A 24652-nucleotide genomic window follows, 5' to 3' on the forward strand; every position below is an offset into this window, starting at 1 on the left:
GTATGAGAAATGTCCATTAATCCACTACTATCCATTATGGAGAAACTCGAAAAAATGCATAAGAGCCTACTCAATCTAGCATATCAAAAAACAGAGCTGATAAAAGTTGGGGACATGGATGGACTTGATCAAATGCTCAAGGACGAGCAAACACATATAGCGGCCATTTCACAACTTGAGCAACAACGCCAAAAAACGGTAACGGATTACCTGGGAGCAAAAGGGATTGCTCCATCTGGCCAAGCTACTGTTGCCGATGTTTTGAGGGTAGCTGATGAACCGAAAGAAAAAGCAAAATTAGACGCAATCAGTAAGAGATTAATGCTTAACATCGATGAATTAAAACAGCAAAACGATTTAAACCAAAAATTAATTTTCCAATCCTTACAATTCGTCAATATGTCACTAGAATTGCTTCGCCCACAGCCTAATCAGATTAACTATTCAAAATCGGCAGTGCGTGGTCAAGGCATGCCAAAAACACATTTTGACTCACAAATTTAAAGCACCTTTGAAGAAAGGTGCTTTATTTGTTAATTAAATCTTCAAAAACAAACATTTCATCCGATTAAATACATAGATATTATCGAAAATATGAAATAAACTGCACATAGCGATTTTACATAGGAGGGAATACAATGAGCTCCACTTTCATGGGCCTAGAAACAAGTAAACGAGGCCTATCCGCACAACAATCGGCACTATACACAGTTGGGCACAATATTTCAAACGCCAATACAGAAGGCTATTCGCGCCAACGAGTAAATTTACAACCAACTCAAGGCTTTCCTGGAATGGGTACAAATGCGCCTAAAATGCCTGGTTTCCTTGGTACAGGCGTTGAAGCAGGCTCTGTTGAACGAGTTCGAGATAAATTTATTGATAACCAATTCCGCCAAGAAACAAATAAATTAGGCTATTGGCAATCAAAATCTGAAGTCATCACACAAGTAGAAGATATCTTAAATGAACCTTCTGATTACGGTCTTGCCCAAACATTAAATGAATTCTGGAATTCACTACAAGATTTAAACGTCAATCCAGAAGATGGCGGTGCCCGTGCAGTCGTTGCACAACGCGGGGTAGCAGTAGCCGATTCTTTCAACTATATGGCCAATTCTATTTCTCAAGTTCAAGAGAATACAGGAAATGAAATCGGCATCTCATTGAAAGACATCAACTCCGTTGTAGAGCAAATTGCGAATCTAAATAAACAAATCAAAGATATCGAACCAAACGGCTATCTACCTAATGATTTATATGATGCACGTGATACATTACTCGACCAACTTTCTACATACTTGCCGCTTGATTTGAAATACACAAATTCAGGTGGTAATGCTGTTGCACAAGCAGAAGGTGCAGTTACTGTTTCAATCAAATTAGCGGATGGCAGTAAGTTGAAACTTGTAGATGGCCAAAACTTTGCACAGCTTCGAACAGCAGGAGCAACAGATGGAGTAACACCAACAAGTACAGTTACAGGTCTATATTTAGTGAAATCAGAAAAAGCCCAAGATGGTACAGAAGTATTTTTAAACAAAGATTGGACAACAGAAGGTACGCAAGAAATTCAAAATGCAACGAATTTCACCGATGTTGGGAAATTAAAATCATTAATTAATTCTTACGGCTATTCTGCAGATGGAACGGCAACTGGTGCCTTAAAAGGTGTATTACCAGATATGCTTGCAAATTTAAACAAAATGGCGAAAGCCTTTGCCACAGAGTTCAATAGACTGCATACAAGTGGAACTGATTTAAAAGGAAATCTTGGACTAGAGTTCTTTGTAAAAGATAATGCGACCGATACAGATATCACTGCAGCTAATATTAGCGTTGCGCAAACAATTATCGATGAACCAAGTACAATCGCAGCATCCGATTCGACTACAGTTGGCACACCAGAACCAGGGAACGGCAACCTTGCATTACAATTAGCGAATATGAAATTTACAGGTCTGCCAGGTTTAGGTGGCGTAAGTACACAAACTTATTTTGAAGGTTTAATCGGCCAACTAGGTGTCGATGGTCAACAAGCATCTCGTCTACAATATAACTCAGAAACATTACTGCAGTCCGTAACAGAACGCCGAGCATCCGTAAGCTCTGTGTCTCTAGATGAAGAAATGACCAATATGATTTCATACCAAAAAGCATACAACGCATCGGCTCGTATGATTACAGCAATCGACGAAACACTAGATAAAATCATCAACGGCATGGGCCGTGTAGGACTTTAATAGGAGGTACAAACAATGCGCGTAACCCAATCTATGCTATCCAATAATATGCTGCGTAACTTATCCAACAGCTACAACAAAATGGGTCAACTACAAAGCCAAGTAGAATCCGGCAAAAAAGTAAACCGCCCATCCGATGACCCTGTAGTAGTCATGAAAGGAATTGGCTATCGAACAGCATTAGATAAAGTTACCCAATACCAACGCAATATTGGGGAAGTCAATAACTGGTTAGATACATCCGATAACACATTGGATAAAGTGAATTCAGCATTACAACGTACCAATGAATTACTTATAGAAGCTTCAAATGATACAACAACAGCCGATGACCGTGAAAAAATTAAAGCCGAAGTAAACCAACTAAGACAACATGTCCAAGACTTAGCCAACACAAAAATCGGTGAAAAATATATTTTCAGCGGAACGAAAACATCAACTGCACCATTTGATAAAGCTACAGGAAAATACCTGAATCCAACAACTGATACAGCACTAGAAAAACCTGTTGAAATCGAAGTATATGATGGTATTACATTGCAGGCAAACACCACACCAATTCAAACATTCCAAAGTATTGATCAAATGTTTGCGGACTTAGATAGTGCTACAACATCCGGAGAGTTTTCAAACATGCTATCAGATTTAAATGATAATATGAATAAATTATTGACAACACGTTCAGATATCGGTGCTCGCCAAAACCGTGTAGAACTAATGGATGACCGTCTTTCATCACAAGAAATCATTGCAACAAAGCAAATGTCTGACAATGAAGATGTTGACTACGACCAAGCAATCACCAATATGATTACACAAGAATCCATCCACCGAGCAGCACTTTCAGTAGGTTCTAAAATCATTCAACCATCATTAGCAGACTTTTTAAGATAATGTAAAAAGCGTTTGGATTATAAAGTCCAAGCGCTTTCTTTAAAAGAGGTGAATCATATGGACATGCCAAAACTTCAACTAGAGTCAACACCTGCAAGACTAGGATTAAACATTCAAAGACCTGTTCAAGAAATCGAACAGCCACCAGCGCAATTAGACATTCAGCAACCGGCGGCAATTTTAGCCATGTCTACAAGAAAGCCTCAGCTTAACATTGACACAACGGAAGCACGAGCTGATGTAGATTTAATGAGTAGCATCAGAAGAACAGCAGAAGTTGCAAGCTACAGTAAACAACAAGCATTAAATGGCATCGGAAGAAGAGCTGAACAAGGTGATGAACTAATGCGAATTGAAAACGGCGGCACTCCCGTCGCATCTCAAGCTACGGAGTGGGGGTATCAACCTTACTCGGAAATAGGAATCAAATTCATCCCATCATATGGCAGTGTCAAACTATCATTTGAACCAGGCAAAGTGGACATCCAAGCACAACCACAAAAAGTTATAAATAACACTAAAATCAATAAGCCAATCCATCAATATACACCAGGAAAAGTAACAGCGGAAATGTTACAGTATCCTTCTCTTAAAATTGATTGGCTAGTTTAAGGGGCAAATATCTTATGAAAATCAAAACTGCTTATCTTGGAGAAGTAGAAATTGAACAATCTCAAATTCTACAATTTGAACATGGGATTCCAGGGTTTGAAAACGAAAAGCAATTTGGCTTGTTACCGATTGAAAATAATGATGCATTCCATGTGTTGCAATCAATCCAAACAGAACAACTGGCATTTATTGTTACGAATCCTTATGAAATAACAATAAATTATAATTTTGAAATAGACGAAGCAATTGTACATGCTTTGCAAATTGAAAAAACTACAGAAGTTGCAGTTCTTACTATCGTATCTTTAAAAGAAACAATCGAACAATCTACTATCAATTTAAAAGCACCAATCGTTTGGAACACAACTAATAACAAAGCAAAACAGGTTATCTTAAACAACGATGAATATGAAATCCGTCACCTTATTTCAACAGAAAGTGTGAAGGAGTGATGAGATGTTAGTATTATCACGTAAAGTAGGAGAAACCATCTGGATTGGCGAAAACGTAGAAATAATCATCACAGAAATCAAAGGCGACCAAATCAAGCTTGGCATCAAAGCTCCGAGAAATATTGACGTTATTCGAGGGGAATTAAGAATAGAAATTTCAGAATCAAACGCAGAAGCATTACTTAAGAATTTTGACATTTTTAAACCTGAAATATAAAAAAATCTCTCTAAACTATTAAACAATCTACTAATTCTCCGATATTAAGATTGTAACAGGGAAAACGGGGTCCGGCCGGCGGCTCGATTCCCTTGGTACATACCAAGGTTCACAAGGACGTGAACTATATAATCCAAGGAGGAACTAAATATGATTATCAATCACAATATTGCGGCTCTTAACACACATCGTCAATTGAACAATGCTTCTGAAGCACAATCTAAATCAATGGAGAAATTATCTTCAGGTCTTCGAATTAACCGTGCTGGAGATGATGCTGCAGGTCTAGCAATATCAGAGAAAATGCGTGGACAAATTCGTGGTTTAGACATGGCTTCTAAAAACTCACAAGATGGTATCTCTCTAATTCAAACAGCTGAAGGTGCTTTAAACGAAGTACATTCAATTCTTCAAAGACAACGTGAACTTGCAGTACAATCAGCTTCTGACACAAACGTTGCTGCAGATAGAACTGCTTTAAAGGATGAATTTACTCAGTTAACATCAGAAGTTTCTAGAATATCAGGTCAAACTGAGTTCAATACAATGAAATTGTTGGATAAATCAGCTGGTACTGCTGGAGTACTTAAAATTCAAGTAGGTGCAAATGCAACTCAATCTATGGATCTTGATTTAAGTACTGCTGGGGTAGATTTAACTGCAGTTAATACTGCTCTAGCAGCAGCAGATATTTCAACTCAAACTGGTGCTGATACTGCTTTAACAACATTGGATACACAAATTGCTTCAGTTTCATCAGGGAGAAGTTATCTTGGTGCTACTCAAAACCGTTTAGAGCACACAATCAATAACTTAAACACATCTTCTGAAAACCTAACAGCTGCTGAATCTCGCGTACGTGACGTAGACATGGCGAAAGAAATGATGAATCAAACTAAGAACTCTATCCTTGCTCAAGCAGCTCAAGCTATGCTGGCTCAAGCTAACCAACAGCCACAAGGTGTTCTTCAATTATTACGTTAATTTTAGATTACAAGAAGGGGACTCTAATTTTACTAGGGTCTTCTTTCTATTTTGTGAGGTATCAGTTTGATGGTATTTTCAAAAGGTGATAGGGTTAAAATAATACATATAAATTATCATCATGCACGTGTTAACCAACAGATGCCTATAATTGAAGGTGACGGTGACGCTTATAACACAAAACAAGATGATGGAAATTTAGTTTTATTATATGATGAAATAGAAATATTGTTTTTTAACTAATTAGATTAACCCATTTACAATAAATCAACTCAACTATATATCATAACATTGTCATATTTGTACACAGGGCTTTTATCTACGGAGGAAAGTCCCTTTTCAATTTTGATGGATGGGAAAATTGAAGGTATTGAGTAAGATCCGTGATGTTCGGCAAATAGGAAAATTAGAAACTTCAACAGAAGTCATCAGGTACTTGGTACAAGAATGATATGCTTTACAATCCTTAACTTGAGATATATTAACACTACTTCATAAAATAGCAAAATATACATATATTTATTTTTCTAATTAACGACTGAAAATCTCCACAATCTTTCCGATACAAAAGATAAAGTAAAGTCAAACGCTAATTATAATTGGAGGAAACCATACATGCGAATTTCTTCACAAATACCGCCGATTGAAGCGTCGAATAATGGAGCAACAACGCAGAAAAACGCTCCTGTAAAGACAGAAACAAATACAAAAATCATGCAAAAAGAAGAACAGAATCAATTTTCAAAAGCAATATTTCAAAAGACCGTAGACAAGCTAAACGAGTTTATGGAAGTGCATAATAATAATTTGAAATTTATTTATCACGAAGGATTAAAAGAATACTATGTAGAAGTGGTTAACTCCAAAACGGAAGAGGTTGTTCGAGAAATACCTTCAAAAGAGTTATTAGATGCTTATTATGAAATGCAAAAAATTATTGGTAATATCGTAGATGAAAAGATTTAAGGAGGAGTTTTAATGGCAAGCGTTTCTTCCAATTATTCATATATGCAAACAGCAAATAATCGGATCACAGGTTTAGCATCAGGTATTGATACAGAATCAATGGTTGAAAAGTTAATGAAGGCAGAAAGTGCCCCAATGGAGAAATTGCAACAACAAAAACAACAATATGAATGGCAACGTGATGCTTATCGTGATGTGAACACGAAATTATCGACGTTTAGTACAACTTTGTTTGATCAATATGCGTTGCAGGGTAATTTCTCATCAAAGACTGTCAGTGTTTCAGATATCAATAAGGTATCAGTGACTGCATCATCAAATGCATCAGGGACACTTAATATACAGAGTGTTAGCCAATTAGCAACTGTAGCATCTATTACTTCTACTCTTACTGGATATACTTCTAACTTATCTACATTAAAAGATTTGGGAATAACAAATGATGGTAGTGTCACATTAAACGTTATACAAAGTGATGGTTCAATAAAAGAAACAACAATTGACTATAAAGCAAATGATACGCTTGATACATTTATGAAAAATCTTAATAATTCCGGAGCGGGTATTACAGCACTAGAAGCTAATGGCAATATGTCTTTAACTGCAAATGCTACTGGCTCAATTGCAGGAGGTGCTATTGCTGTAAAATCTGATACGAATAGTACAAGCGGAGTTTTTCAGAAAATGGGTTTTTTGACAGATTCCTCAGGTGAAATTGCTAATGGACAGAATGCCAAATATACAGTCAATGGTTTAGACATGGAAAGTACTTCAAACACATTTACCATTTCTGGCTATAGCGTGACATTGAAAAATCAACTTGATGCAACTGCTTCTCCAATTACCATCTCATCTTCTACAAACGTAGATGCCATGGTAGATAAAATCAAAGATTTTATCAAAACATACAACGACTTAATCACATCTCTAAACGATAAAGTAAACGAAGCAAAATACAAAGATTATCCACCGTTAACTGATGCGCAAAAATCGCAAATGTCTGAAGATCAGATTACGAAATGGGAAGAAAAAGCGAAATCTGGTTCGCTTCGCAGTGATTCAATTGTTCGAAATGCACTATCTAATCTTCGTGGTACACTGTATAAAACTGTTGATGGCGTAGATGGAAAATATAATGCGCTCTACACAATTGGCGTGACAACAACTAGTTCCTATACAGATGGTGGTAAACTACAAATCGATGAGACAAAACTTCGCGAGGCTTTAAACAGCGATCCGGATAGTGTGATGAAACTCTTTACTCAATCAAAAACAGGCGTTGTCGCTCAAATGCGAACAATTGCGCAAGATACGGTTAAAACAATTGAAGCAAGAGCAGGTAAAGCATCTTCTGTTGATAATACGTATACACTAGGTAAACAATTAGTAGATATAAATGGTAAAATTAGTGATTGGAAAGATCGTTTGAAGGATATTGAAAATCGTTATTTTAAACAGTTTTCCGCTATGGAAGATGCTATTCAAAAAGCCAATTCACAAGCTTCTTACTTCTCACAAGGCTAGATTATATTTAAAGGAGTTGTTCCATTTTGCAAGCACAACAAGCCTATAATGCTTACAAACAAAACAGTGTGACGACCGCGTCTCCTGGAGAATTGACATTAATGCTTTACAATGGTTGCCTTAAATTTTTACATCAAAGTAAAAAAGCCATTGAAGCCAAAAATATCGAGATGAAAAATACTAATCTCTTAAAAGCTCAAAATATCATTAAAGAATTGATGTCTACTTTAAATATGGACGTTACTGTATCAAAAGACATGATGGCTTTGTATGACTATATGAACCGTCGCCTTATTGAAGCAAATATCAAAAATGATATAACTATTATTGATGAGGTAGAAGAACTCGTAACAGAATTCCGTGATACTTGGAAAGAAGTCATCAAAATCAATCGTCAAAAACAATTTGCAGGGAATCAGCTGTAATGGAGTTACTCCAAGAATTACTGCAAGTTTCGGCACAACTTTATAAGCTTTTGACAAAATTACCATCAGAAAAAGATCGCGATGAGTATATCAAGAAAGTTGATGACTATTTGGACAACCGTGGTGCGATTATTGAACAGTTGCAACAACTTGAAGTGAACCCTTTACCTTTTGAGAAACAATTGTGCGAATTGGATTCTGGTATTCGTAAACAATTAGAATCCTTAAAGTCTGAGATTGCCCAAGATATGAAAAACTTACAAAAGTCGAAAAAGACTGAGCGTCGCTATGTAGATCCATATGCCAGTGTTCGCGTAATGGACGGGACTTATTTTGATGGACGAAAATAAATTTTTTCTACTATTAATTTGCTGATGAAAGTATCATGTTTTCATCAGTTTTTTTCTTAAGTCTTTTTCGATATTTTATTTCCTCCAATTAACAAAGTCTATATAATAAGTACTATCAAAAAAGAAGGTGACGTGTTCTATGATATATAATCGTAAAGAGTCTTTTCGTCTTGAATTAGAGCGAGCAGTAGATGTTCAATATAAATTGATAGTAGAAGAAGCTGATAGCGGTCAGCTTTCGAATTTAAAAGATTGCCAAATGATTGAGATTAGTCCAAGCGGTGCAAAAATTGTTATGACAGAAAATTTACAGACAGCCCATTTAATCCAAATTGAATTGAACTTTGTATTATATGCGAAGCCCTTTTCCATACAAGGTGAAATAAAATGGAAGCGTATCAAAAACGCTGAGGAGTATCTCTACGGAGTCGAATTGGATACAGATGAAATGACAAAAGCATTGATTATATCCGAATTAAAACTACGTCGCCATCAAGAAGTGTTTGAAAAAAGTAAATAGGATTATTTACAGATTCTCGTATAAGATAGAAGATTCTTATGCGAGGATTTTTTGTGTTTGTTAAGTTTCTTTTAAGTAAGATAAATTGCAAATCACCTAATACTCTTAAAATTTTTTAGCTAAAACCGATATTAAAATTATAAGTTTATATTCAATAATCAAAAAAGAAAAAGATTGTTAAAATAATAGTTCTTGAAAAGGGAGGATTCTAGTGCGTATAAAATCATTCGTTTCAATGGGATTAGCCGCTATGTTAATTGCGCCGACACTTATAACAGCAGCGAACCCAGAGCTGGCGCATGCCAAAACAGCTTCAAAGACTTCATCTAAAAAAGTTAGTGCAAAAGCAAAGTCAGTCATTGCAAAAATAAAAGCAATTAACCCTAAAAAGACCAACTATATTGCAAATACCAAATCAGCTGAAAGTGCTTATAAAAAGCTATCCAGTAAAGATAAAAAGATGGTTTCTAACTATGCCATCCTCAAAAAGCATTGGAGTAAAATTCAGCCATCTTTAAAGAAGATTAATAACCTTACCAAAAAAGTTGCTACCTTAAACACGAAAAACTATGCAACGAAAATTGCATCATTAAAAAAACAATACGACAGTCTAAACAGAATTACGAAAGCAGCAGTTCCAAAAACAACTGTTACAAAGTTAAACTATTATGATAATCGAAAGGCAAATTTAGTGATTGCACAGATTAAAGCAATCAATTCGAAAAAATCCGATTACATAGCAAAAACAAAATCAGCAATGAGTGCCTATAACAAACTATCTAAAACGGATAAAAAGAAAGTTACGAACTATTCGACGCTCAAAAAACATTGGACAAACATACAACCATACCTAAAAAAAGTAGATTCATTTAACAAGAGTGTCTCTACATTAAGCAAGACCAATTTTGCAACGAAATCTGTAGCTCTAGAAAAACAATATGATAGCTTAAACACGATAACAAAAGCAGCTGTCCCAAGCACAACTCTAAAAAAGCTTAGTTACTATACAGATGTCGTAGGCACACAAAAATTAATGTTGATGTCTGTAGCTCCAAGTACTACTGTAGGTACTCCAGATGGAACAAACATTTTAAATACCATTAATGCTTACAAAAAATTATCTGGTGCGCAACAAGTATTATTGAGGGATTTGGTTGACAAAACTACGACTGATTCGAATGGAGAAACAAGTTTACAAAAACTTGATCGATATTTAGCTTTAGAAGATGTAGTAAAAGATGCAGCTGACATTCAAAAGAAGTATGTAGCGGTAAAGCCTTCTAGTAAAACCTATGCTCAGGATTTAGTCGCTGTGTTGAATGATTATAATGCAGTAAAGGGTAAATCAATCGATTATACAAATAAAGATAATAATGTTACTACATTTAAAGTAAGTGAATTTGTACCTCAAGCTAGTAAAATTAGTGACATTGGGACAGCTTATGCTACACAAATTTCAGCAAAAGATAGCTTTACTAACGCTGTAGATGGATTAACAAGCGCTTCAACGAATAATGATGTTCAAACTGTTGTAACAAAGTATAAAAGTATTCAAGCGAAGAGCCCTGCTGATAATTCCGTATCTGGCAATTACCCATCATTAGCACCAATTGATTTGGTAGGTAAGACCACGCTTACAACTTATAACAAATTTGCACCAATACCTGATATGGTTAAGAACTTTGGTAACTTGCCAACATTCCCAACTACACCTGGGTCTTTAAATTCAACTGCTGTTTCGAATGCAGCGAATTTACTAACTCAATATAATAAATTAGGTGCAGATCAAAAATCGATTGTGCAAAATACTCTTGCAACAGCTTCTAATAATGCGAAAGACTATCTGCCAGAAGCTAAAAATATTTCTAGTGCACAAGCAATCGATAAAAGCTATGACACAGCTTTAAAAAATAAAGCGAAACCTAGCTATTTTGTAGATTTATTGAAAGCTCATGACGCTTATATAAATGCAATTCCTGAAGTACAACGTTTTGTGGTAAATGCTACTGCGATTAATAAAATTCCGAGTGATTCAGGTTATAGCGCAGCAAAAACAGCTGTCGACAATTTCACAAATGCTGTTAATTCAATTCCAAGTGCAACAGATAGTACAACTGCTAATGATGCGATAACCAAAATAAACGGAGTAATGAATCAATACAAAACCATTTCATCCAAGCCTTCTTGGTTAGCGCTTGTTGATAGAACAACATTAACAACCTATAACAACTATGCTCAAGTTCCAGATGTTTTAAGTTTAGGTGCTAAATTGCCATCTTCAGTGCCGTATCAAGCAAAAGACATCACCAATATCCTATCTGCTATTAGTGGATATAAAAAACTCGCTACACCACAAAAACAAATTGTGGATATTAAATATCCATCACTCAGTGATTTTGTAGCGGATAGTGCCAATATTAATGCAGCGCAAAAAATAGATAGTTCTTATTTAAAATTGAAAAAGTCAAGCAACACATATCCAAAAGATGCAAAAAACGTGTACGATACGTTTAATGACGCCTCAGCTGGTGTTCAAAAATATGTAGTAAATAGTTCTAAAATTAATAGCCTTTTGTCAGCTTTTACGCCTTCTCAAAATATAGCTAATACTTTTGAAAATAAAGTCAATGCTTTGAGTAAAAAAAGTAACCCTAGCGATGTAGAGGGAGTAGTTGATTTTTATACTACAAATATTAGTACAAGTCCTAAAGTTAGCAGCTTGGTGGATAAAGCAGTGCTGAAAAAATACAATGATTATGCTCCAGTCTCAAATGTTGTGAGACTACTTAGCCTGATTAAAGAGTCTTATGTGAATTCACCAGCAGTTACGCCAACTGATGTGAAGTATATTCAACAAGCAACAATTGCTTATAACGCACTAAAGCCTGATCCAAAAATGATTATAGATGATGCAGACCGTTCAAAATTCCCATTCTTATATGATGGGAAATATATTAAAGAAGCTGTAGCTATTGATCAGGCTTATGAAAAAGTGAAACCAACAGATGATAAATATGAATTAGAAATACTTGATGTCTATTACAAAATGTATGATCGTGCACCCGCGATTGTACAAAAATATGTGGCGAATAAAGCAGAACTTGATAAAATCGGCACACGCTATCAACCACAATTAACAATTGCAAGAGATTTTGAAACAAAAGTAAGGCAAATGTCGCATATTAGTGAATCTGGTTTTACACCAACAATCATTACTGTTCGTAGTCTTGAAAAATATTATGATGATAATGTGAAATATAATAAAATTAATGCTAAATATAATGTTCCGTTATCGACGTTGATCGACCCGAATATAATGGAAGAGTACCGTAAATATTCATTGATTTTACAAATACAAGATATTGCTAAAACAATCTATGTACTATATGGGAAATTATTTAATGATGAAAATGTGGAATTTGACAAAGTAAAAGATAATTTTTATTGTAATAATGCTCCGACTAAGGATCCAAGTCGTTGTCATCCTAAAAATGGTGAGCCTAGTGACTATTATGAAATTTCCAAAAAAGGATTTACGGATTCTGGAAGAAAAGACGGAAATCCTATTAAAATCACAAATCCAAATGATATTAAACTGATTTATAAAGCAATCGATTATTTCCAACAATTAGATACGCCGCAAACTTCCATTTTGAAGAAAGCACCATCGTCACTAACAGACACATATTATAAAGATCGATATGGTGGTAACAATAATCCTAATACGGAAGAAGGGGATGTTCACCTATCTATCCCAATGAGTGATGGAGAAATTAAAAACTTCCTAAAGGCACAAGAAATTGATAAAGAATATGAAGCTCTAAAACCATCAAGCAAAACATATATTCAAGATGCTATTGTGCTGTATTATAAGTTTTATAAAGCTGGAAGACCGGTTCAACTATATGTTATTCATGAAAAAGATTTAAAAGCTTTTAAAGATGGCTACGGTCAAGCACCAAACAACAAAATAGACAAGTTAATCAATGGTGTTGATACTTTTGTAAAAGCTGTGAATTTATTGTCAAATGATAGTTCTCTTAGTGACGTTGTAGACGGTGTTGTTGATCAATATAATAAATTAAACGAAGCCCAATTAGCTGTTATTGATCAAGGTGTTTTATCAAAATACAATGCGTATGCACCGATAGCGGATATTGAGGCCTTAACAAAAACTTTACCGGCAAGTGGAGCATATAGTGATCCCAATATTGATAACATGCTCAAGGCGATTGCAATTTACAAAAAGCTAGCAAAAGATCCAAAAGCAATCGTTGCAAACCTAATAAAAAGCGATTCAAATTATTACTATTTAGCAGATGAAACAGAAATAAAAGCGGCTCAAAAAGTGGATAAATCTTTCAAAGCCTTAGATAAAAGTGATGATAAATATTTAACAAATCTTAAAAGTGTCATTAAAAGTTATGATGCCTTATCTTCAACTGCTAAGACATATGTTACTTCTAATATTGAAGTAGCTAGACAAAGTGCCATTTATGCAAATCCTAATACTGCAGCTTCCGATTTTGAAAAAGCCGTAAATGATTTGCTTGATAAGTATCCAATGACCTATACGAATGTAAAAGATGTAGTAGATAAATATAATCTTTTGAGTTCTAAAGCGAAATCGCTTGTAGATAGTAACGTATTAAAAACTTACAACAAATATGTACCAATTGTAACGGTAGTAGCAAATCTAGGTGGGATAACTCTTCCGGATTATAATAATCTTGATGACGATCCAACTACATCTAAACCACCTGTTATTGGATATTATCAAAATAACGGCGAAGGAGATGTAGGCACGGTTATTCTTGATGCTATCCAGCTATACAACAAACTTGGTTCAATTCAAAAAGATATTGTTTTAAATACAGTTTCGACTAGTCTTCCAGTGACTTCAGATAAACCATTGACTGCTCAACAATTTGCATTATTAAAAGAAACCAACAACATCAAAGCTGCACAAGCATTAGATAAAAAGATTGCAGCTATTAAGCCTAAAACTTCAAGCTATATAAATGGAATTATTGATGCTAAAAAAACATTAGAGGTAATGCCAAAAGAGCAAAGGGTATACCTACTCAATGCTGCAACACTTGATGGTTATGAAACAAAATCTCAAACAAAAAAAGCTATTGATGATTTATCTACATTTGAAAAGGGTGTCCAACAAGTTGATCAATGGACTTCTGAAATCCAAAAAGATGCAAGTGGAAATATCATTGGTACATGTAAGGATACGACTACGAATCCTGAAACGGATGCCGCTTGTAACACTTTAATTACTAATAAAATGGTGGAATTAAAAAATCTATTCGATTTATTAAATACACCAAGAATTGTTGATGGGGCAGAAATTACATTAGCTCCATTAATTGACCGAACAATATTGACACGCTATCAATATTTCCGTGCAATATATGATGTCATCGATCAATTATAAATAGAATCAATCTGATAAATATTAATATTTACTTCCCTCACTTCAATATAGAGAGGGAAGTTTTTGGTTGAATAAAGATTCAATTGGCGAATAACTCCATAATGATTACCTTGAATAAAATTTTATGGTATTTCCATAAAAGAATTGATATTAGAATTGGGCATTTGAAAAATTTTTTATACGATATGATTTCGATAGAGAAATTAACCAGTTTACTTGCATATTTAGAAGATTTACTTGCGTTTTTACAAATTGTATTTGCATATTCAACATTTTAAGTCCTAACAGCTATCTTTGTTTCCACGCAATAAGGTGAAACATCATCATATTTTAAACATCTTAACTACATTTCCAAAATTTACAATAACTTAACAAATACCAATAGTAGACTAAGAAATCTTAACATACATTTAAAAGAAGGTCTCTGCCTAACTACTTTTTCATAGAAAGGATGTTTGTTAAACGGATTTTTAATAACAATCATGAATAGTTCGTATGAATATCAAAAATTTGATATTAAAATCTTGTAATTGTAATAATTTGCGTATTTTTTTGAGAATAATAGACAAAATTCGCGCAATTACTAGTTCAAAAAAACGTAAAAAATTAAATTGTTTTTAGGTTTTAAGAAGGACTTTTTGGGGAAAATGTAGAATATGTAAGTAAGGTTTAATAAAGGAGGAGTTTACATGCTAACATTTAACATTCGTGGTGAAAACATTGAGGTAACTCCAGCGATTCGCGAGTATGTTGAAACGAAAATTCAAAAATTAGAACGTTATTTCAATAATGAATTAACAGCAACTGCTAACGTGAATTTAAAGGTTTACAATGATAAGAATACGAAAGTGGAAGTAACGATTCCTATGAAAAACTTAACATTACGTGCAGAAGAACGTCATGCTGATATGTATGCTGCAATTGACTTAATCTTAGCGAAATTAGAACGTCAAATTCGCAAACATAAAACAAAAGTGAACCGTAAATTCCGTGATCGTGAAGGTGTTGGTCTTTATTTCGCAAATGTTCAGTCTGAAAACTCACCTACAGCAGTAGCGGATGATGAAGATGATTTATCTGTAGTTCGTACAAAACAATTCTCTTTAAAACCAATGGACCAAGAAGAAGCGATTCTTCAAATGAACCTTCTTGGACATGATTTCTACATTTTCACAGATGCAGATTCCGATGCTACCAATATCGTTTATAAACGAAGAGACGGTAAGTACGGATTAATTGAAACAAACTAAGTTCATGTGTAACTTTAACCAGTTACTTATATTAAAACCCAGTTGATTAGTCTCAACTGGGTTTTTTAATGGTCAGAAACAAATTCACTTCAAGTTACCGAATTATAAAAGACCTAAATGTTTACGTAATGTAACTGAAACATGCGCTAATTCTTTTGGATCCATGATGTAATACCAAACGTCGTTGACGATTTTATTTTCTCCTTTTATAAATTCAATTTGTTTAATATCGCTAAATGATTGTCGATAATTTTGTTGTAGGTCGATTAATTGATCAAATGTTAGATTTGTTGTGATGTTGCTGCCTAGAATTTTGAAAATGTCTTGATATTTCATCATCGTTGATAAGGCTGTTCCTTTATCAATGATGGATTGAATGACAAGCTTTTGGCGATTTTGTCTTCCAAAGTCACCAAGCGGGTCTTCTTTTCTCATACGTACATAATCAAGTGCTGCAACTCCGTCTAATGTAATTGGACCCTTTCTAAAATAGTGGTTGTCTTGCTTGAACGCTGTTTCATTATGGACTTCAACACCACCCATGGTATCGATAATTTGTTCAAAACCTTCCATATTAATCTTTGCTACGTAGTCGATTGGGATGTTCAAAAGTTTCTCTACTGAGTTCATGGACATTTCAACCCCACCGAAAGCGTAAGCGTGGTTGATTTTGTCGCTTTTGTTTTTTCCTACGATGTTTGCATACGTATCGCGGGGAATACTGACCATTAATGTATTTTTTGTTTTGGGGTTTACGGTTAGAACAATCATCGTATCTGAACGTCCAATATCTTGACCCCGTCCATCAACGCCAAGGAGTAAGATGGAAAATGGCTGTTCTTCTTCGAAAGTAATTGGTTCATTACGTAGATTAGTTGATGTACGATTTAATGGTGTATACATTTCTTCAAATGTGGAAGCGGCATTATGATAGACTTTAAATGCGAATACACCTATAATAATGGCCAAAAATATAAATATGCCGATACACCATTTCAATACCCTACGTATTTTCAAATATGTAGCCTCCTTGAATTGTTTTTAAAAGAATTGCAATCTATTTTTTGATTGATACAAAAAGAAAGCGTTTCGTCTATTTTATGTTTTTCATAGCTTGATTATTTGTTCGTAATTATTAGAAAAATTATAGGTTCATAGTAAGAGGACATTTGCTTTAAATAGATATACAGTGTTAAAATGGAGCTTGAGACTATATAGGATGTGAAAATTAATGCCTAGTTTATTAAATAAAATTTTTGATCCAAATAAAAAAGAACTTAAACATTTAGAAAAAGTCGCAAGTGCTGTTGAAGCTCTTGCTAAAGATATGGAAAAACTTTCAGATGAGCAATTAAAAGCAAAAACTGATGAGTTTTATCAACGTTATTCAAATGGAGAAAGCTTAGACAGCATTCGTCCAGAAGCTTTTGCAGTTGTTCGTGAAGCATCTAAACGTGTATTAGGTATGTTCCCTTATCCCGTGCAAATCATGGGTGGTGCCACACTACATGAAGGAAATATTGCTGAGATGAAAACAGGGGAAGGTAAAACATTAACATCTACTCTTCCTGTATACTTAAACGCGCTTACTCATAAGGGTGTCCACGTAGTAACTGTCAACGAATACTTATCTAGTCGTGATGCTGAAACAATGCGTCCATTATATGAATTTTTAGGTTTAACAGTAGGTTTGAACTTAAATAGCATGTCTAAAGATGAAAAACGTGAAGCTTATGCGTGTGATATTACTTACAGTACAAACAATGAATTAGGTTTCGACTACTTACGTGATAATATGGTTCTTTATAAAGAAGAACGTGTTCAACGTCCCCTTTACTATGCGGTAATCGATGAAGTTGACTCTATTTTGATCGATGAAGCGCGTACTCCATTGATTATTTCAGGACAAGCCAATAAATCAGCTGCTCTTTACAAACAATCAAATGCCTTTGTACGTACGTTAAAACAAGATGAAGATTACAACTATGATGTTGAAACAAAAGGCGTTACGTTAACTGAGCAAGGGATTGAAAAAGCAGAAAAAGCATTCAATATTGATAACTTGTTTGATTTAACACATGTTGGATTAAACCATGCAATCAACCAATCTCTAAAAGCACATGCAAGTATGCATTTAGATGTAGATTACGTTGTACAAGATGGTGAAATTTTAATTGTCGACTCATTCACAGGTCGTATCATGCAAGGTCGCCGCTATTCTGATGGACTTCACCAAGCAATTGAAGCAAAAGAAGGCGTGGAAATTCAAAATGAATCGATGACAATGGCTACAATCACATTCCAAAACTACTTCCGTATGTACGAAAAGCTATCTGGTATGACTGGTACTGCTAAAACAGAAGAAGAGGAATTCCGTAATATTTACAATATGTACGTTGTTGTGATTCCAACAAACAAACCAATTGCTCGTGATGACCGTCCAGATTTAATCTATGCATCTATGCAAGGTAAATTTGAAGCTGTAGCAAATGATATTGCAGAACGTCATAAAAAAGGTCAACCAGTGCTTGTTGGTACAGTAGCCATCGAAACTTCTGAGTTGATTTCACATTTATTATCTAAACGTGGCATTCCTCATAATGTGTTGAACGCGAAAAACCATGAACGTGAAGCAGAAATTGTAGCAGAAGCAGGTACAAAAGGTGCTGTTACAATCGCTACAAACATGGCTGGTCGTGGTACCGATATTAAACTTGGCGAAGGCGTGCTTGAACTAGGCGGTTTAGCTGTAATCGGTACAGAACGTCATGAATCACGCCGTATTGATAACCAATTACGTGGTCGTGCCGGTCGTCAAGGGGACCCTGGTGTTACGCAATTCTATCTTTCACTTGAAGATGAATTGATGAAACGTTTCGGTTCTGAAAGCATGAAAAACATGATGACGAAATTAGGTATGGATGATACGCAACCAATCCAATCTAAAATGGTATCAAAAGCTGTAGAATCTGCACAAAAACGTGTTGAAGGTAACAACTTCGATGCTCGTAAACGTTTATTGCAATATGATGATGTTTTACGTCAACAACGTGAAATTATCTACAAAGAACGTTATGAAGTATTAGAAACTGAAAACATGCGTGCATTAGTTGAATCTATGATTGATGAAGAATTAGTCAATGCAGTTCATTCTTACACTGCTGAAGAAAATGCAAATGACTGGAACTTAAAAGGTCTAGAAAGCTTCGTCGCTGCTAACTTACTTCCAGAAGGTGTTGTAACGGAAGCAGAACTTCGTGGTAAATCACCTGAAGATATCATTGAACTTCTTCGCACTGAAGTGAAGAAAGAATACGATAGCAAAGAAGAAGAACTTTCTCCTGAACGCATGCGTGAGTTTGAAAAAGTTATCTTACTTCGCGGCATTGACTCTAAATGGATTGATCATATCGATGCAATGGATCAATTACGTCAAGGTATCCACCTACGTGCGTACGCTCAAACAGATCCACTTCGCGAATATCAATCAGAAGGTTTTGCTATGTTCGAAGCGATGGTTGAGGCAATCCGCGCAGATGTCGCTAAATATGCGATGAAAGCTGAAATCCGCAACAACCTAGAACGTGAAGAAGTAGCAAAAGGTGAAGCAGTCAATCCGAAAGCAGATGAAAACGGACCTGCAAAACGCAAACCAGTCCGCAAACAACAAGACATCGGCCGTAACGACCTATGCCCATGTGGTAGCGGTAAAAAATACAAAAACTGTCACGGTGCCGTTTAATCTCAGGCACCAATAGATTCAAACATAAACAATGCTGGCAAAGGGGTTGCCCCAAAGAAATATCTCGGGCAACTCCTTTATGGCTTTAAAAGAGGGAACTGAAAAAGTAAGAATCCCTTATAAAATTTTGACTGAGCTTTTAATGGGATTAGTACACCTAAAATGATTGAAGTGGAATTAGCGAAGACTCCCGCGGAAAAAGCGAGACAGGTGAGGCCCCGCAACGAAGAGAGGAGACTCACCGCTCGTCCGCAGGAAAGCGTAGCTAATTCCACTTCAAACTAAAATAAAATTAGTATAAAATTAGTTATTAATCCTAAGACGAGCTAGTGAGAAGGCTCAGTGGCCATGCTTAGCGTATAGAATCTGTTACATTATATAGAAATGACTTTGGAGGAATAGAAATGATCGAATTATCAGATGTTCGAAATGAGTTAGATAATACGGCTAAAAAATTAGCAGACTTTAGGGGGTCTCTTTGACTTAGAAAACAAAGAGGCTCGTATACAAGAATTAGATGAAATGATGCTTGAACCATCATTCTGGAATGACCAAAACCAAGCTCAAAAAATCATCAACGAATCAAAAGGCTTAAAAGATGTAGTGAATGAATTCCATACATTAGTCGACACACAAGAAAATCTTGAAATGACTTTAGAGTTATTAAAAGAAGAACCAGACGAAGAATTACTACAAGAACTTGGCGACGAAATGAAAGAATTCACAAATCGAACAGCAGAATTTGAATTACAATTACTTTTAAGCGACCCATACGATCAAAACAATGCCATTTTAGAATTGCATCCAGGTGCAGGGGGTACAGAATCCCAAGACTGGGGTTCTATGCTTCTACGCATGTATACTCGTTGGGCTGAACAACATGATTTTAAGGTAGAGACATTGGATTATTTACCAGGTGATGAAGCAGGGCTAAAATCTGTAACGCTAGCAATTAGAGGTCATAACGCATATGGCTACTTAAAAGCTGAAAAGGGCGTTCATCGTCTAGTTCGTATTTCTCCTTTCGATGCAGCTGGTCGTCGTCATACATCCTTCGTTTCTTGTGATGTCATGCCAGAATTCACAGACGAAATCGTTGTTGAAATCCGTCCGGAAGATTTGAAAGTTGATACGTATCGTTCAACAGGTGCAGGTGGTCAGCACATAAACAAAACAGAATCCGCTGTCCGTCTTCACCATTTACCAACAGGTGTTGTAGTGGCGTGCCAAGCTGAACGTTCTCAAATTAAAAACCGTGAAAAAGCAATGGCGATGTTACAAGCGAAATTGTATCAACTAAAAGTAGAGGAACAACAAGCACAATTGGATGATATCCGAGGCGAACAAAAGGAAATTGGCTGGAGTAGCCAAATCCGTTCATACGTATTCCATCCATATTCAATGGTAAAAGACCACCGTACCAATACGGAAACTGGTAATGTTAATGCTGTCATGGATGGCGACATCGACCAATTTATCAATGCTTACTTACGCTCACAATTATAAAAACGAAAAAACTGTGGAAGAATGAAAATATTCTTCCGCAGTTTTTTTGTGCTTGCAGATAGGAAAAAGTTAATTCCAAATTTTACATCATCCATCTACTTGTCAAAAGTTAATCTACAATGTAATATGGTATTAGAACGTTTGTTCTTATTTTGGAGGTGGAATGATGTTAAACTTATCAAAAGAAGCAATCCAAATGCTAGAACAGGTTATTTACTTACCAATGATTTTACAAATATTACAAAGAGACTGTCAGGCGTTTGAACAAGGTACATTTAAATTAAAACAACCATATATAAAATTAGTCGAACAGACCATCCGCTTTGTTCAAAAAGAATTAGTGGAGGCCAAACGTTATTTACGTCAAAATCAATTACAAGTATTCCGTGGGGAACGAGACGATTTATTTTCAGAGTACATTTTTGTACGCCAAAGCGCACAGGATTGTCGCCGTTATTCCAATATCCGTCTACGCAATCATGTGGAGGATTTGCTGTCCTATTATTTAGCTAAGGCACAAGAAATAAGTCGTGTTGAATAGTCGTTTGTAAATGAGCTGGATAATATTGCTCGAGCATCTCATCCATATGACGGAAATATAAAATGGATGCATAGTATTGCTGCCTTGAAAGAGTAGTAAAGCTAATTTGCTCTTCTGTATAAACTCCATTTTTGAAATGTAAGCCGATGCTTCCATGATTATTGAGTGTTGAGTGTCCTCTAAAATTTTGCCATAAAATCCATGAGTTATGGTTTTTCTTAGGTGACGCAGTCGGAAAGAAAATATAAGATTGATTTAGAACAGACAAAGTGATTGGTAATTTAATCTTGTCTTTACCAGTATTATCATTTGAATCGCTGAAAATACTATTTGAATAAGCTAATGAATTATCTAATGTTGTTCCTAATGAAGCACAAATCCGATTCATCAACCGCGTCACTGAGCATGGTACCACATAACTCTTTTCTAACTCCAAGACAAACGAATAATGATGCCCATCGAATTCGAATGGCTTTAACATACAAATAGTGGGCGTTAAGCAAAAATCATAAAGTTCAACTATTCTATAACTCATCTTTAATTCCTCCATAAAATTTATACATTGAGTAAATCAAATCATCCTAAACATCAAGAAAATATAAGATATAAAATGTATTTAGTGGCACCTGCTTTCTTCCTTGAAAAGTGACATTAGAAGTAAAAAAGTGTGAATAATCATGAGGTTATTTTGATACTACCAAAAAGGGTTTGGCATAGAAAAATATCAAAAAGTCCGGTTTTATTGGCGATTTTAGTCGTTTTATTGGACTAAACATGGCCTTTGATTGGACATTATTATTTTAAATAAACTCTTTTTTTAGTTTACTTTTTCGTAAAATCTCCCAATGAAAGCAAAGCAAAAAAGACTTAAGTTTACTTTTAGCGAAAGGGAGTATGAATGAAAAACGTACGTTCGCACTTTTCTCGAAATTTCTTAACAGCTATGTTAAAATATAGCTAATTGATGACGATTTAGCAGGGAGGAAGAAAATAATGGGGCAGGAATTTGATTTACACTCGCACTACAAGCCAAGCGGAGACCAGCCGGCTGCTATTAAAGAGCTTGTAGAAGGTGTACGACAAAATAAACAACATCAAACATTACTAGGAGCAACTGGTACAGGGAAAACCTTTACCATTTCGAACGTAATTAAAGAGGTTAAAAAGCCAACATTGGTAATTGCTCATAATAAGACGCTCGCAGGACAACTGTATAGTGAGTTTAAAGAGTTTTTTCCTAACAATGCAGTAGAATATTTTGTTAGTTATTATGATTATTACCAACCAGAAGCTTATGTACCTCAAACCGATACGTATATCGAAAAGGATTCCAGTATAAATGATGAAATTGATAAACTACGACATTCTGCAACATCTTCATTATTTGAACGAGATGATGTCATCATTATTGCATCCGTTTCTTGCATTTATGGCTTAGGTTCGCCAGAGGAATATAATGAAATGGTTCTTTCAATTCGTACAGGAATGGAAATTGAGCGCAATCAGTTATTACGAAAGTTAGTTGATATCCAATACGAACGAAATGATATTAATTTCATTCGTGGCACTTTTAGAGTTCGAGGGGACGTAGTTGAAATTTTCCCTGTATCACGTGATGAACGTTGTATACGAGTAGAGTTCTTTGGGGATGAAGTTGACCGGATTCGTGAAGTAGATGCCTTAACAGGAGAGGTGTTAGGCGAACGTGAACATGTAGCGATTTTCCCAGCTTCCCACTTCGTAACACGTGAAGAGAAAATGTTAAAAGCGATTGAAATGATTGAAAAAGAATTACAAGAAAGATTAGCTCAACTCCGCTCAGAAGATAAACTTTTAGAAGCACAACGATTAGAACAAAGAACAAATTATGATTTAGAAATGATGCGAGAAATGGGCTTCTGCTCAGGGATTGAAAACTATTCACGTCCTTTAACATTACGTCCACCTGGGGTAACACCTTATACATTGCTAGACTATTTTCCTGAAGACTTTTTATTAGTTATCGATGAAAGTCATGTTACGTTACCTCAAATTCGTGGTATGTATAATGGAGACCAAGCGCGAAAGAATGTTTTAGTAGAACATGGTTTCCGCTTACCATCTGCACTTGATAATAGACCGTTAAAATTTGAAGAATTTGAGAAACATATTCATAACGCTATTTATGTTTCGGCAACACCAGGTCCTTTTGAATTAGAACATTGCCCTGAACCAGTAGAACAAATTATTCGTCCGACAGGTTTATTGGATCCGGAAATCGAAGTACGACCAATCGAAGGTCAAATTGATGATTTAATCGATGAAATTCATCAACGAATCGAACGCAATGAACGTGTTTTAATTACTACTTTAACAAAGAAAATGTCGGAAGATTTAACGGATTACTTAAAAGAAATAGGAATCAAAGTACAATACTTACATTCAGAAATAAAAACATTAGAGCGTATCGAAATCATTCGAGAATTACGCATGGGAACCTATGATGTTTTAGTCGGGATCAACTTGTTGCGAGAAGGATTAGATATTCCAGAAGTATCACTCGTGACGATATTAGATGCAGATAAGGAAGGTTTCTTACGTTCTGAACGTTCACTAATTCAAACAATTGGCCGGGCAGCGCGTAATGCGAATGGTCATGTCATTATGTACGCAGACCGAATGACAGATTCGATGACAAAAGCAATTGAGGAAACCAATCGTCGTCGCGCCATCCAAATTGCTTACAATAAAGAACACAACATTACACCTAAAACAATTCAAAAAGAAATTCGTGATGTTATTCGCGCAACGCAAGCAGCAGAGGAACCAGAAACTTATTTAGCAAAAGTAACAAATGGTAAGAAATTAACGAAAGCAGAAAAGGCAACCTTATTAGAATCGCTTGAAATAGAAATGAAAGATGCAGCAAAAGCACTTGATTTTGAACGAGCTGCAGAATTAAGAGATACTATGTTGGAATTGAAAGCGGAAGGATGAGCAG

At 35.4% G+C, this 24652-nt stretch carries 21 protein-coding genes; 19 read left to right on the forward strand and 2 right to left on the reverse strand.

Features of this window, described 5'->3' with window-relative positions:
• Window positions 1-9 precede the first annotated feature (9 nt).
• The 15 genes from ACWV26_RS03180 (at window position 10) to hpf (ending at window position 15883) form a co-directional block, all read left to right on the forward strand.
• Complete coding sequence (locus tag ACWV26_RS03180; protein ID WP_455896931.1) at window positions 10-504, forward strand: flagellar protein FlgN; 495 nt, start codon at window positions 10-12, stop codon at window positions 502-504.
• 134 nt (window positions 505-638) lie between these two features.
• Window positions 639-2243 (forward strand): flagellar hook-associated protein FlgK, encoded by a 1605-nt coding sequence (flgK, locus tag ACWV26_RS03185; RefSeq protein WP_455896932.1) that lies wholly within the window; start codon window positions 639-641, stop codon window positions 2241-2243.
• Window positions 2244-2258: 15 nt separating this feature from the next.
• The gene (gene flgL / locus ACWV26_RS03190; RefSeq protein ID WP_455896933.1) at window positions 2259-3137 is read left to right on the forward strand and encodes a flagellar hook-associated protein FlgL; all 879 of its coding nucleotides are present in this window, start codon (window positions 2259-2261) and stop codon (window positions 3135-3137) included.
• Between the two features lie 57 nt (window positions 3138-3194).
• Window positions 3195-3749: a DUF6470 family protein gene (locus ACWV26_RS03195; RefSeq protein ID WP_455896934.1), complete on the forward strand. Its 555-nt coding sequence runs from the start codon at window positions 3195-3197 to the stop codon at window positions 3747-3749.
• 14 nt (window positions 3750-3763) lie between these two features.
• Complete coding sequence (fliW, locus tag ACWV26_RS03200) at window positions 3764-4201, forward strand: flagellar assembly protein FliW (RefSeq protein WP_455896935.1); 438 nt, start codon at window positions 3764-3766, stop codon at window positions 4199-4201.
• 4 nt (window positions 4202-4205) lie between these two features.
• On the forward strand, window positions 4206-4418 hold the full coding sequence (gene csrA / locus ACWV26_RS03205) for a carbon storage regulator CsrA (RefSeq protein WP_455896936.1): 213 nt from the start codon (window positions 4206-4208) through the stop codon (window positions 4416-4418).
• Between the two features lie 150 nt (window positions 4419-4568).
• A complete protein-coding gene (locus tag ACWV26_RS03210; RefSeq protein WP_455896937.1) occupies window positions 4569-5402 on the forward strand; it encodes a flagellin N-terminal helical domain-containing protein in 834 nt (277 codons plus the stop codon).
• A 66-nt stretch (window positions 5403-5468) separates the two neighbouring features.
• A complete protein-coding gene (locus tag ACWV26_RS03215) occupies window positions 5469-5645 on the forward strand; it encodes a hypothetical protein (protein WP_455896938.1) in 177 nt (58 codons plus the stop codon).
• A gap of 372 nt (window positions 5646-6017) precedes the next feature.
• Window positions 6018-6368 (forward strand): flagellar protein FlaG, encoded by a 351-nt coding sequence (locus ACWV26_RS03220; RefSeq protein ID WP_455896939.1) that lies wholly within the window; start codon window positions 6018-6020, stop codon window positions 6366-6368.
• A gap of 12 nt (window positions 6369-6380) precedes the next feature.
• Window positions 6381-7892, forward strand: coding sequence for a flagellar hook-associated protein 2 (locus ACWV26_RS03225; RefSeq protein ID WP_455896940.1), 1512 nt, complete (start codon window positions 6381-6383; stop codon window positions 7890-7892).
• A 26-nt stretch (window positions 7893-7918) separates the two neighbouring features.
• Complete coding sequence (gene fliS / locus ACWV26_RS03230) at window positions 7919-8317, forward strand: flagellar export chaperone FliS (protein WP_455896941.1); 399 nt, start codon at window positions 7919-7921, stop codon at window positions 8315-8317.
• Window positions 8317-8667 (forward strand): flagellar protein FliT, encoded by a 351-nt coding sequence (locus ACWV26_RS03235; protein ID WP_455896942.1) that lies wholly within the window; start codon window positions 8317-8319, stop codon window positions 8665-8667. The genes fliS and ACWV26_RS03235 overlap by 1 nt, the downstream gene beginning before the upstream one ends.
• 139 nt (window positions 8668-8806) lie before the next feature.
• Window positions 8807-9187, forward strand: coding sequence for a PilZ domain-containing protein (locus ACWV26_RS03240; protein ID WP_455896943.1), 381 nt, complete (start codon window positions 8807-8809; stop codon window positions 9185-9187).
• A gap of 211 nt (window positions 9188-9398) precedes the next feature.
• Complete coding sequence (locus tag ACWV26_RS03245) at window positions 9399-14633, forward strand: hypothetical protein (protein WP_455896944.1); 5235 nt, start codon at window positions 9399-9401, stop codon at window positions 14631-14633.
• Window positions 14634-15322: 689 nt separating this feature from the next.
• Entirely contained in the window at window positions 15323-15883 is a 561-nt protein-coding gene (gene hpf, locus ACWV26_RS03250; RefSeq protein WP_455896945.1) for a ribosome hibernation-promoting factor, HPF/YfiA family, read from the forward strand.
• Window positions 15884-15985: 102 nt separating this feature from the next.
• Here the strand turns inward: hpf and ACWV26_RS03255 are convergent, their stop codons facing one another.
• A complete protein-coding gene (locus ACWV26_RS03255) occupies window positions 15986-16900 on the reverse strand; it encodes an LCP family glycopolymer transferase (RefSeq protein WP_455896946.1) in 915 nt (304 codons plus the stop codon).
• Window positions 16901-17114: 214 nt separating this feature from the next.
• Between ACWV26_RS03255 and secA the strand changes: the two genes are divergently transcribed.
• From secA to ACWV26_RS03270, 3 genes are all read left to right on the forward strand, one after another.
• The gene (gene secA, locus ACWV26_RS03260; protein ID WP_455896947.1) at window positions 17115-19625 is read left to right on the forward strand and encodes a preprotein translocase subunit SecA; all 2511 of its coding nucleotides are present in this window, start codon (window positions 17115-17117) and stop codon (window positions 19623-19625) included.
• A 407-nt stretch (window positions 19626-20032) separates the two neighbouring features.
• A protein-coding gene (gene prfB, locus ACWV26_RS03265; protein ID WP_455898166.1) for a peptide chain release factor 2 occupies window positions 20033-21131 on the forward strand; the annotation gives its coding sequence in 2 pieces (ribosomal slippage) (window positions 20033-20104 and window positions 20106-21131; 1098 coding nt in all).
• A 166-nt stretch (window positions 21132-21297) separates the two neighbouring features.
• Window positions 21298-21672, forward strand: a complete 375-nt coding sequence (locus ACWV26_RS03270) for a hypothetical protein (protein WP_455896948.1) — start codon at window positions 21298-21300, stop codon at window positions 21670-21672.
• On the opposite strand, the gene ACWV26_RS03275 is transcribed toward ACWV26_RS03270, so the two are convergent.
• Window positions 21641-22207 (reverse strand): competence protein ComK, encoded by a 567-nt coding sequence (locus ACWV26_RS03275; protein ID WP_455896949.1) that lies wholly within the window; start codon window positions 22205-22207, stop codon window positions 21641-21643. The genes ACWV26_RS03270 and ACWV26_RS03275 overlap by 32 nt on opposite strands.
• 458 nt (window positions 22208-22665) lie before the next feature.
• On the opposite strand from ACWV26_RS03275, the gene uvrB reads away from it, so the two are divergent.
• Window positions 22666-24648 (forward strand): excinuclease ABC subunit UvrB, encoded by a 1983-nt coding sequence (gene uvrB / locus ACWV26_RS03280; protein WP_455896950.1) that lies wholly within the window; start codon window positions 22666-22668, stop codon window positions 24646-24648.
• The last annotated feature ends 4 nt before the right edge of the window (window positions 24649-24652 follow it).

It is taken from the genome of Rummeliibacillus sp. JY-2-4R, assembly GCF_053847205.1.

Bases quoted from the DNA above. Each gene is read 5' to 3' on its own strand.
- ACWV26_RS03180 (WP_455896931.1), top strand. From the start codon at position 10: ATGTCCATTAATCCACTACTATCCATTATGGAGAAACTCGAAAAAATG.
- flgK (WP_455896932.1), top strand. From the start codon at position 639: ATGAGCTCCACTTTCATGGGCCTAGAAACAAGTAAACGAGGCCTATCC.
- flgL (WP_455896933.1), top strand. From the start codon at position 2,259: ATGCGCGTAACCCAATCTATGCTATCCAATAATATGCTGCGTAACTTA.
- ACWV26_RS03195 (WP_455896934.1), top strand. From the start codon at position 3,195: ATGGACATGCCAAAACTTCAACTAGAGTCAACACCTGCAAGACTAGGA.
- fliW (WP_455896935.1), top strand. From the start codon at position 3,764: ATGAAAATCAAAACTGCTTATCTTGGAGAAGTAGAAATTGAACAATCT.
- csrA (WP_455896936.1), top strand. From the start codon at position 4,206: ATGTTAGTATTATCACGTAAAGTAGGAGAAACCATCTGGATTGGCGAA.
- ACWV26_RS03210 (WP_455896937.1), top strand. From the start codon at position 4,569: ATGATTATCAATCACAATATTGCGGCTCTTAACACACATCGTCAATTG.
- ACWV26_RS03220 (WP_455896939.1), top strand. From the start codon at position 6,018: ATGCGAATTTCTTCACAAATACCGCCGATTGAAGCGTCGAATAATGGA.
- ACWV26_RS03225 (WP_455896940.1), top strand. From the start codon at position 6,381: ATGGCAAGCGTTTCTTCCAATTATTCATATATGCAAACAGCAAATAAT.
- ACWV26_RS03235 (WP_455896942.1), top strand. From the start codon at position 8,317: ATGGAGTTACTCCAAGAATTACTGCAAGTTTCGGCACAACTTTATAAG.
- ACWV26_RS03240 (WP_455896943.1), top strand. From the start codon at position 8,807: ATGATATATAATCGTAAAGAGTCTTTTCGTCTTGAATTAGAGCGAGCA.
- hpf (WP_455896945.1), top strand. From the start codon at position 15,323: ATGCTAACATTTAACATTCGTGGTGAAAACATTGAGGTAACTCCAGCG.
- secA (WP_455896947.1), top strand. From the start codon at position 17,115: ATGCCTAGTTTATTAAATAAAATTTTTGATCCAAATAAAAAAGAACTT.
- ACWV26_RS03270 (WP_455896948.1), top strand. From the start codon at position 21,298: ATGTTAAACTTATCAAAAGAAGCAATCCAAATGCTAGAACAGGTTATT.
- ACWV26_RS03275 (WP_455896949.1), bottom strand. From the start codon at position 22,207: ATGAGTTATAGAATAGTTGAACTTTATGATTTTTGCTTAACGCCCACT.
- uvrB (WP_455896950.1), top strand. From the start codon at position 22,666: ATGGGGCAGGAATTTGATTTACACTCGCACTACAAGCCAAGCGGAGAC.